A 10,324-nucleotide genomic window follows, 5' to 3' on the forward strand; every position below is an offset into this window, starting at 1 on the left:
TACTATACTAGGGCTATCTATTAGAGTGGGAATTAGATAGTCAAAAGCTGATAGTGAGTTCGGTTGACTACTTATCAGTATTGGGTGTTCATTAATTGAAAATAAAAATTGAAAATTGCCAATTAACAATTTTCAATTAACTCAAGCTAATCAAGCCTAGTATAAGTGTTCAAATTAACGTGATAGGACAGATCAGCTAAGCAAGCTGAGACAAGTCAAGGTGCTATATTGCTCAAGTTCAAAAATAAACTCTACCGTCATCGACACATTATGGAATCTTTGTCTCAACAAAATCAGCCACTTTTTATTTTTGGGATGGGACGTTCTGGAACAACGCTTTTGCGGTTAATGCTGACCGCTCATCCTCATTTTTGTATTCCTCCTGAAAGTCGGTTTTTTGTTAATCTGGATCCAAAATACGGTTCATCGAAAGACTTAAGCAATCAAATCGATAACTTCTTGACAGATATCTACGGTGATCCAAGGTTTCGGGAGTGGAACATTGACCGACAGCAGTTGCGAGAAAATTTGACAGCTCAGAAACCACTGAATTATTCAACAGCAGTCGCCACAGTTTATCAAACCTATATACAGCAGTTTGATGGTCAAGCAGGTTGTTGGGGAGATAAAAATCCTTGTAATATCTATAATATTAAGACCATTCTCAAGTATTTCCCTAATGCCAGATTAATTCTAATTATCCGAGACCTCAGAGCAATCTATGCTTCCCTAAAAAGAAATGAGCAAAAATTTGCCAAAACTTGGAAGGGCTCCTGTATCGCCAATGTGGTAGCGACAACCAAACAATGGCAAAATTTATTCCAGGTCATTAAACACTATCAAAATGACGAGCGGTTTCATATCCTCTTCTACGAAGACTTAGTGACAAATCCAGAAGAAGAACTCCAGGGAATTTGTAATTGGCTCGGGGTATCCTTTAGCCAATCAATGCTGGAGTTTAACAAAAAAAATGCTCAAAAAAAATTGGTACCGACCCGTGAGCTAGGATGGCACGCCAAGACCTTTAAACCCGTTAGTAGCGATCGCATTGAGGCTTGGAAACACGAACTTAGCGATTCAGAACTAGCAGTCTTAGAGATTCTGAATTATAAAACCATGCTCCATCTAGGCTATGACTGTATTCCTAAAACGTGGCAATTTGACAGGTTACTCAAGTTCTACGCAGATTATTCTCAGTACATCTATTGGAGACTGTCTAAAGCTAATCTTCAACCAGTGATAGGGAAAATCCGTGAAGCTTTAGTAACTCTCAAGACATTGCAATTATCCATGACCAGAAATTTATCCCAAAACTCGATCCAATGAGGTTCCAATGAGTAGAAAAGCCTGACCGTAAAGTCAGGCTAACTCACTCAAGCTAAAATCTCTTGTTCGCGCCCTATCCTAAAGGAAGGGGCGCTTGGGGTCGGGTGCATCTCAATCCATGCAATTAGGAAAAAATTCGGGCGAAAATTCCCACACTTCCCACACTTCCCACACTTCCCACACTCCCCACACTTCCCTTCTTTTTTACAAATATGAGATGCACCCCTTGGGGTATATGGCTCTGAGGGCCTCAATTATCAGCACTCATGAATGAAACCTGATGCCCTTGAGACAGCTCAGCACTAATCACGGCCTGTTGCAGTATGGGGGTATTAACAACAGAATCATTGGCCAAAGAAAACAGCGGATTGGACAAAATGCCTGCCAGAGAGGTCGCAATTAACGACATCACTAAACCGACCTGTAACGGACGCATACCGGGTAAACTCCAGCGAATTTCGGGATAATTCTTGACCACATCCGACATCTCTTGAGGTTCCTTCACTACCATCATCTTGACCACACGGATGTAGTAGTAAATCGAAACCACACTAGTTAACAAGCCTAGTAAGACTAAAGTATACAATCCTGCTTGCCAACCAGCCCAGAATAAATAGATTTTACCAAAGAATCCAGCAAAGGGTGGAATACCACCTAAAGATAGCAAACAAACACTTAAAACCAAAGTCAGCAGTGGATCCTTGTGATAAAGACCAGCATACTCACTAATTTGGTCGGTACCAGTGCGTAGGGTAAACAGAATGACACAAGCGAAAGCCCCTAAGTTCATAAACAAGTAAACCAGCATGTAGAAAATCATGCTAGCGTAACCGGCTTGGGTCCCAGCAATTAGACCAATCATCACAAACCCAGCCTGACCAATAGAGGAATAGGCTAGCATCCGTTTCATGCTGGATTGAGTTAGGGCAACCACGTTACCCAAAATCATACTTAGGATAGTCAAAGCAGTGAACACAAAATGCCACTGATCGCTTAACAATGGGAAAGCAGTGATCAGTAGACGAATTGCTAGAGCAAAGCCAGCGGCTTTAGAACCAACTGAGAGAAACGCTACCACTGGGGTGGGAGAACCCTCGTAAACATCAGGAGTCCATTGGTGGAAAGGAACTGCTGAGATTTTAAAAGCAATACCAGCGATCGCAAACACCAACGCAATCAGAAGACCTAGGGATTGACCGGATTCTAGGTCAGCAACTCCAAGAGCGATCGCACTCAACTGCGTTTGTCCCCCAGACAACCCATATAATAGGGAGACACCATACAAAAATACGGCTGAACTGGCTGCTCCAATCAGCAAATATTTCAAAGCGGCCTCATTGGAACGGGGGTCACGCTTCATGTAACCCGTCATCAGGTAGGAGGAAATACTGAGGGTTTCGAGGGATATAAAAATCGTAACCAGCTCCGTCGCCCCGGACAGGAACATCCCTCCTAAAGTAGCCGTGAGCAAAATGCCAATAAATTCTGCCAAGGATGTACCCGACTGCTGCACATAACGAATTGACATCAAAATCGTTGACACAGTCGATAGGGCAATGATGCCACGAAATGCCACACTCAGGGTGTCACCATTAAATTCCCCAAAGAAGGCAATGGGATTTGCAGCATCCCATTGGAAATACAGGGCAACTATGGCAGCAAGTAGACCCCCAATGGCTACATAGGAAATAGTTTGAGCCGACTTTTTCCCAGCAATCAGGTCAATGATTAACACTAGCAAGAGGGTAATAACTACAATTCCCTCTGGCAAAATTACCCCAGCATTCAACTGGGCGGCAAGATTGGCAAAATCCATAGGCTTTAATGATATGATCTATGGTTATTTGAGTATCCAGATTAACTTTCTTATCATATCGGTGATTGTAGCTAGTTGGGAAAATGGCTTGTATGCCTTGGAGATTGGACAAAGTACAATTCCGTATTTATGCCCTTTCACTGCCCTCTGTGCCACGGTAAGGTGAGACTAGCTATGTCGTACACCGGATCAATGTTACCTTTGAAGGCAACGAACGAATTGTTTACAAATCTTTGAGCAGCAGTGAGAGGAATTGGGATAGGGGTGTACTTACGGTGTTAACGGTGCTCTATTGGATGGCGAATACTACATGAGCTATTCGTGGTTTACCTCTAGGTAAAGATTATTTCTGGCACAATCCGAAAAAGTAGGGAGTACTGCTGAAGCGCATATATATATATAAGTATAAGTAGCCCTCAAATCCCCGTACCTATGGTCGAGTTGCCTGACTTCCTTTCCCACACAGTTGCTCCTTGTTCGTGTTAGCCTGCAACACAAGTAGCGTACTGTAGAAATTAAGAGGCAAGCTTATACTGCCATCAGGGGGTTCTACTTAATGTTGGAAAACTATGCTGGAAAACTATGCTGGAAAACCATACCCAGACTCAGTAGGGAGCAAGTATACTGGCTTACTCCCTCGACCTTTGAGAAATAGTATTTAAATTAGACTATTCAACACCGCCGCTATTGTTGAAACTCCGATGACAACCCTTGTAATTGTCGAATCTCCTACTAAAGCTCGCACCATTCGGAACTACTTACCTCCTGGTTACCAGGTCGAAGCCTCCATGGGTCATGTCCGTGATTTACCTCAATCAGCTAGTGAAATCCCCGAAAAATACAAGGGGGAAAAGTGGGCTAAGTTTGGGGTAAATGTGGAAGCTGACTTTGAACCGCTTTACCTGGTGCCTAAAGACAAGAAACAGGTTGTCCAACAGCTCAAAGCAGCTCTGAAGGATTCTGATGAACTGATTTTGGCTACGGATGAAGACCGAGAAGGGGAGAGTATTAGTTGGCATTTGTTACAAATCTTAAATCCGAAAGTGCCAACTAAGCGGATGGTATTTCACGAAATCACTAAGGATGCTATTCAAAATGCCCTACAAAACTGCCGTGAGATCGATGATCAGGTGGTAAGAGCTCAGGAAACAAGGCGGATTCTTGACCGACTCGTGGGCTACACCCTCTCACCGCTGCTGTGGAAAAAAGTGGCTTGGGGCTTATCAGCTGGTCGGGTACAGTCTGTAGCAGTGCGGCTGTTGGTGAATCGAGAACGCCGACGCCGTGCCTTCCGCAAGGGCACCTATTGGGATTTGAAAGGGATTCTAGAAGCAGGAAGTTCCTTTGATGCTAAGCTAGTAACCCTGGACATGGTGAAAATTGCTACCGGTAGTGATTTCGATGCCAATACAGGTGACATTATCGAAGGTAGGCAGGTCAAATTGTTGAGTGAAGTGGAGGCTAAAGCACTCAAAGACAACCTGTATGATCAAGTCTGGACGGTTACTAATTTACAAGAACGACCTGTTACTCGGAAACCCTCACCCCCCTTTACTACCTCGACCCTGCAACAGGAGGCCAACCGGAAACTGGGACTATCGGCTCGTGATACGATGCGGACTGCCCAGAGTCTGTATGAAAAGGGTTTCATTACCTATATGCGTACAGACTCAGTACATTTGTCTGAACAAGCGATCACAGCAGCCCGTAGCTGCGTTGAACAAAAATACGGGGTAGAGTACCTTAGCCCCAAACCGAGAAAGTATACCACTAAGAGCAAAGGAGCTCAAGAAGCTCACGAAGCCATTCGTCCAGCAGGGAGTACATTCAAAACTTCTCAAGAAACGGGATTAAGCGATCGCGAATTTAAAGTCTATGACCTGATTTGGAAGCGTACCGTTGCTTGTCAAATGGCGGATGCTCGACAAACTCAAATTGTGGTTGATTTGCAAGTGGAAAATGCCGGATTTCGGGCTACCGGTAAGCGCATTGACTTCCCAGGTTATCTAAGGGCTTATGTGGAAGGGTCTGATGACCCCAACGCTGCTCTAGAAAACCAGGAAGTGATTCTGCCAGCTTTGAAAGTGGGAGATCATCCTAACTGTAGAGAACTAGAAGCTATCGGTCACGAAACCCAACCCCCAGCCCGTTACACGGAAGCGACCTTGGTCAAAACCTTGGAACAAGAGGGGATTGGTCGTCCCAGTACCTACGCTAGTATTATTGGTACTATCATTGACCGAGGCTATGCTCAGAAACTGAAAAATGCCCTTGCTCCAACGTTTACGGCGTTTGCAGTTACTAATTTGCTCGAACAAAACTTTCCCGACTTGGTGGACACGAGCTTCACGGCCAAAATGGAGCGCACCTTAGATGACATTGCCAATGGAGCAGCGCCATGGCTTCCTTACCTGCAGAACTTTTATTTGGGAGAAAAGGGTCTCGATAACCAAGTCAAGGAACGGATTAATGAGATTGACCCCATTGTTGCCCGTACTGTTGAACTCGAAGACCTCGATGCTAGAGTCCGGATCGGCAAATTTGGTCCCTATGTCGAGGTGAACAATGGCAATGGTGTACTTACTGCTTCGATTCCCCAAGACCTCACCCCAGCTGAACTAAACATTGAGCAGGTTCAGGTACTGATTCAGCAGAAAATGGAGGGGCCAGAGAAATTGGGAATACACCCAGAAACGGGTGAAGCAATTTATATCCTCAATGGAAATTATGGTCCCTATCTACAGCTAGGTGACGCAACAGAGGATAAGAAGAAAAAACCCAAACGTGTCTCTTTGCCTAAGGGGGTAAATAAGGAAGATGTACACCTAGAAATGGCAGTGGGTCTCCTAGCACTCCCCCGCCTTCTCGGTCCTCATCCGGAAACAGGCAAACCGGTCAAAACCGCAATCGGACGCTTTGGTCCTTATGTTGTCCATGACCAAGGGAAGGAGGGCAAAGATTACCGCTCCCTAAAAGCTGAGGATAACGTCTTGACAATTACCCTAGACCGTGCATTAGAGCTGCTGGCACAACCTAAGAGGACAAGGGGCGGTTCTCGCAGCAAGACTAAAAAACCCTTACGGGAACTAGGGGTTCATCCTAAAGATAGCGAGCCAGTCAATATCTATCAGGGTCCCTATGGCATATATGTGAACCATGGCAAAGTTAATGCCTCTCTGCCAGAGGGAACATCAATGGAGGAGTTAACCTTAGAAACCGCCTTGGAACTCATAGCAGCTAAGGCGTCATCGGGTAAATCTGGTAGCAAGTCCAGTAAATCAAAGACTTCCACCAAAAATAAAACCTCTGGGAAATCCACCAAGAAGACTACTAAGAAAACAAAAGATGATAACCAAGAGGCTCAGTTAGAGAGTGAATAAGTAATTGTACTTGCTGACCAACTGATTAAACTCAGGATATATATAATAAGGTGTGACAACACCATTGTCAAGTGGAAACTAGGAAGTTTGAATTGAAGCAAAAACTCTTATCCTTTATTCATGTTCCTTCATCCTTCCTGCTGACCACTGCCTCTTTACTCATTTCTCTGACATTCCCCCTTTCGCCTATTCTGGCTCAAGACCAAACTAGCCAAGACCAAACTAGTCTTGACCAAACTAGTCTTGACCAAACTAGTCTTGACCAAACTAGCCAAGACCAAGTCACTCCACCCCAGCAGCTCTATGTTAAAGGTCGCCAACAGTTAAGTACAGGTCAATTACAAGAGGCTTTAGAGAGCTTCCAGAAGTACCTAGAACTTAAACGAAACATTGGCGATCGCTATCAAGAAGGAGTAGCGCTATATTTTATTGGGTGGGTTCATGATGAACTTGGTCAATATCAATTAGCCAGGTCGTTCTTTGAGCAATCCTTAGCAATTGATCGAGAATTAGGCGATCGCACCGGGGAAGGGAGTACTCTTAATAATCTGGGGTTAACGTATTCCAACCTAGGGGACGATCAAAAGTCCCTAGAATTCTATCAACAAGCCTTAGCCATCTACCGAGAAGTGAGCAATCGTGGCTACGAAGGCAGGACTCTCCATAATTTGGGGAATATATACTATAAGCTGGGTCAAGACCACCAGTCCCTGGATTCCTACCAGCAAGCTCTCGATATCTATCGAGAAATACTGGATAAATCGGAAAACAATTCTCTAGTGTCACAGGCAGACGAAGGAACACTGCTCAATAGCCTAGGGTTAGTTTACCACCGTCTAGGCAAGCACGAACAGGAACAGTTGTCCTATCAGCAAGCCTTGACTATTGCCAAAGAAGTAAGCGATCGCATTTCAGAGGGAATGCTTCTGAATAATTTAGGTATCGCTTACCATCGCCTAGGAAAGTACCAACAAGCATTAGAGTCTCACCAACAAGCCCTAGTGATTCATCGGGAAGTGGGTTCATTAGCTGGGGAAGCATTTACCTTTAGGACTATTGGTGCTGTCCTGGCGGCACAAAACCAGCCAGAACTCGCCATTATTTTTCATAAGCAAGCAGTCAATGTATATCAGTCCCTGGGGCAAGATGTAACTAAACTGTCTCAAGAGAAATTGTCTCAGGAGCAAAAGCAGTCCTATAAACTCAACTTGGATAATGCCTACCTGAGTTTATCTGAGTTGCTGCAGCAACAAAAACGGGTGCAGTCGGCGCAACTGGTGCTAAATTTCTTCCCAGTGCCAGAGCAAAAAGACGATTTGTCTAATCAAGACAAGACTCAAACTAGGGTTCACGAAAAAATACCATACTTACCTGAAGAGGAGCAAATCAAAGCAGGCTATGAGGCTATTTTGCAGCAGCAGCTTTCCCTGAGGAAACAACTCAATCAACTGATTACTATTCCGATAGCAGAAAGAACTCCTATTCAGCAAGACCGTATTCTTGAGTTTAGGCAAAAGGAGCAGCAGCTGACCCAGGAATTTCTGCAATTCCTCAACAGTTCTAAGGTTAAGAAGCTAGTAACACAGTTGAGGGAATGGTGAAAATGGTAATTGGTGATTGCTAATTGCCAGTTTTTAAGAGGGAACAGGGAACAGGGAACAGGGAATAGGTAGTTTTGGATTAATTTGGTATCTTTAAATACTTTTTTTATCATGGTCTTGATGAATTCCCTCATCTGACTCCCCATCTACCCATCTCCCCAAACTTCCCACACTTCCCTCCCTTTCCCGATTCCCTCGGTGCGCTTTCCGCATTAAGAATTAAATTCGCCACGGGTCGCACCGCTCCCGACTCCCGACTCCCTAAAACCGAAATCGACCTAAGATTCTCCGCCAGTCATACTTTAATGGCAAGACGAACTGGATTCGATCCCAGAGACTGCGGTTATCAAAGCTAACTGGTCCTGGTCCAAAGGTTGCTACCATCAATAATCCACCGATTAGTCCTAGATTTTTCAGAAATTGAATTTCTTGCATTTGATTAGAGAAATCTGTGTGAAAAATCAAGGTGGTGGGAATTAAAAATCCAATTAGCGCTAATGCTCCCCAACGAGCTTTATAGCCTAGTAATACGGATAATCCACCCGCCAACAGTATAATGATGGTGGGAATAATCAGTATACCGGGAACCCCTTTGGATTCCATCAATTGTTGAGTATAGGTTGGGTTAAATAGTTTATCGATACCAGCTTTAAGAAAAATAGCACAAAGGAATATCCGCCCTAGGAGTGGAATGTATTTTTTCATAATTTCCAGGTTTTTTGATAAGCGCTATAACCCCTTATTATAGAAAATGGCATCAAGGATGTTATAGTTGAATCGCCGTATAGTCCACAAATAACCAGATTTTATGACTGCCCTCCTCCCTACTCCCTACTCCCGCGCAACCCAGAAGTAAGTACCTCATCCAATTAATAACTGCAATAGCATTGATGGTTGGGTCTAACACTTAAACCCAACCTAGCTACTCGATTACCAGTTAGAAATCAGCGACTGGATAAAAATTAGTTGAAGGGAAATGGTTTAGTCTCAACTCTTGGATTACCATTATTGTTATCGAAAAAACAAATATGTTGAAAAGGAACCATTGACCAACCAGTCACATCTTCAGTCAGTGGTTCGGAAGAAATAATAACAGAGCGTACATCTTCATCTGCTGCAGATTGCATCTTAAAACCATCATAATCTCCAAAATTTTTGCCCTTCAATGACCAAACAGGACTCTTGAGGAGGTACAATGCATCTTTTTCTCTATCGCTTTTCAGCTCTTGTAATTCTTCATTTGTTAATTTTTGCCAGTCACCTGGTACATCTAGCTGTCGGTTATAGCCAATCCCGAGATTGGCAACTAATAAATCATTACTATCTGCCAGGAACAATTTTAGAACACTGATTCCTTCACAATTGTACTCAGTTTGAACATCAAGAATAATTTTAACTGTCTTGTTGATAGCATCTAGAATTTCATCAACAGACAAATCCTTGGTCGGATCATCGACCTGTGACATAATTAGAGCATAGATTACCTCAGTATCGGTACTTCCCTCTAGATTCTGGATAATTTCTGGTCTGCACTTATTTAATAAAGGGAAGCGAATCTCTTGAAACCCGTATATCCAGCCATTGTGTGCTAAAGCTAAACGGAATCCTGGAAAAATAAACGGGTGGCAATTATGCTCATGGACAACCGCTTCATAAGTGTAGTATGCTGCTCGGATGTGGGATAAAAGTAAATTAGTCTCATGACTCTCACACAAAGACTGTAAATTTCTGTCATAAAAAGGTGGTTTAGTTCCTTTATAGATGAAAGGATAATTGGCGCTGAGAGTGTCTTTTTTCCAAGTAGCAAGTCCAAACCCTGCTAACTGTACCATATGATGGTAATCTGAATCGTAACTTTGATTAACCAAAGAATTATCAGGTTCGAGGATTAACTTGGAAATTGCTAAAGGTTCTCCAATATAGCCCAGTACTCTGCACATAGATACTATCCTTGATGTCATTATTTGTAGAGTTCAGGGAAAGTATATCTTATAGGTGACACTTGGTGGTGAGCAATGTTGTAGTGATATCTCGCACCATTGTGATGAATCCTATGATGGACAGTGAGTAGGTAAGCTATCAGCTATCAGCTATCAGCTATCAGCTATCAGCTATCAGCTATCAGCTATCAGCTATCAGCTATCAGCTATCAGCTATCAGCTATCAGCTATCAGCTATCAGCTATCAGCTATCAGCTATCA

General features: G+C 43.5%; 6 protein-coding genes. 3 read left to right on the plus strand and 3 right to left on the minus strand.

What is annotated here, in order from left to right; all coding sequences use genetic code 11:
* Window positions 1–228 precede the first annotated feature (228 nt).
* A complete protein-coding gene (locus tag F6K64_RS19195) occupies window positions 229–1,326 on the plus strand; it encodes a sulfotransferase family protein (protein ID WP_052308484.1) in 1,098 nt (365 codons plus the stop codon).
* A gap of 250 nt (window positions 1,327–1,576) precedes the next feature.
* On the opposite strand, the gene F6K64_RS19200 is transcribed toward F6K64_RS19195, so the two are convergent.
* Entirely contained in the window at window positions 1,577–3,142 is a 1,566-nt protein-coding gene (locus tag F6K64_RS19200) for an NAD(P)H-quinone oxidoreductase subunit N (protein ID WP_008189835.1), read from the minus strand.
* 701 nt (window positions 3,143–3,843) lie between these two features.
* On the opposite strand from F6K64_RS19200, the gene topA reads away from it, so the two are divergent.
* Together topA and F6K64_RS19210 are read left to right on the plus strand one after the other, a co-directional pair.
* A complete protein-coding gene (gene topA, locus F6K64_RS19205; protein ID WP_287250987.1) occupies window positions 3,844–6,522 on the plus strand; it encodes a type I DNA topoisomerase in 2,679 nt (892 codons plus the stop codon).
* A gap of 92 nt (window positions 6,523–6,614) precedes the next feature.
* Window positions 6,615–8,123, plus strand: coding sequence for a tetratricopeptide repeat protein (locus tag F6K64_RS19210; RefSeq protein ID WP_161603203.1), 1,509 nt, complete (start codon window positions 6,615–6,617; stop codon window positions 8,121–8,123).
* A gap of 261 nt (window positions 8,124–8,384) precedes the next feature.
* Here F6K64_RS19210 and F6K64_RS19215 read toward each other — a convergent pair whose 3' ends face one another.
* Both F6K64_RS19215 and F6K64_RS19220 read right to left on the minus strand, forming a co-directional pair.
* The gene (locus tag F6K64_RS19215; RefSeq protein WP_008189841.1) at window positions 8,385–8,828 is read right to left on the minus strand and encodes a DoxX family protein; all 444 of its coding nucleotides are present in this window, start codon (window positions 8,826–8,828) and stop codon (window positions 8,385–8,387) included.
* Window positions 8,829–9,085: 257 nt separating this feature from the next.
* Window positions 9,086–10,063: a class II glutamine amidotransferase gene (locus F6K64_RS19220; protein WP_008189843.1), complete on the minus strand. Its 978-nt coding sequence runs from the start codon at window positions 10,061–10,063 to the stop codon at window positions 9,086–9,088.
* Between the last annotated feature and the right edge of the window lie 261 nt (window positions 10,064–10,324).

Origin of the sequence: Moorena sp. SIO3A2 (assembly GCF_010672265.1) — a bacterium.
Lineage (GTDB): Bacteria > Cyanobacteriota > Cyanobacteriia > Cyanobacteriales > Coleofasciculaceae > Moorena > Moorena producens.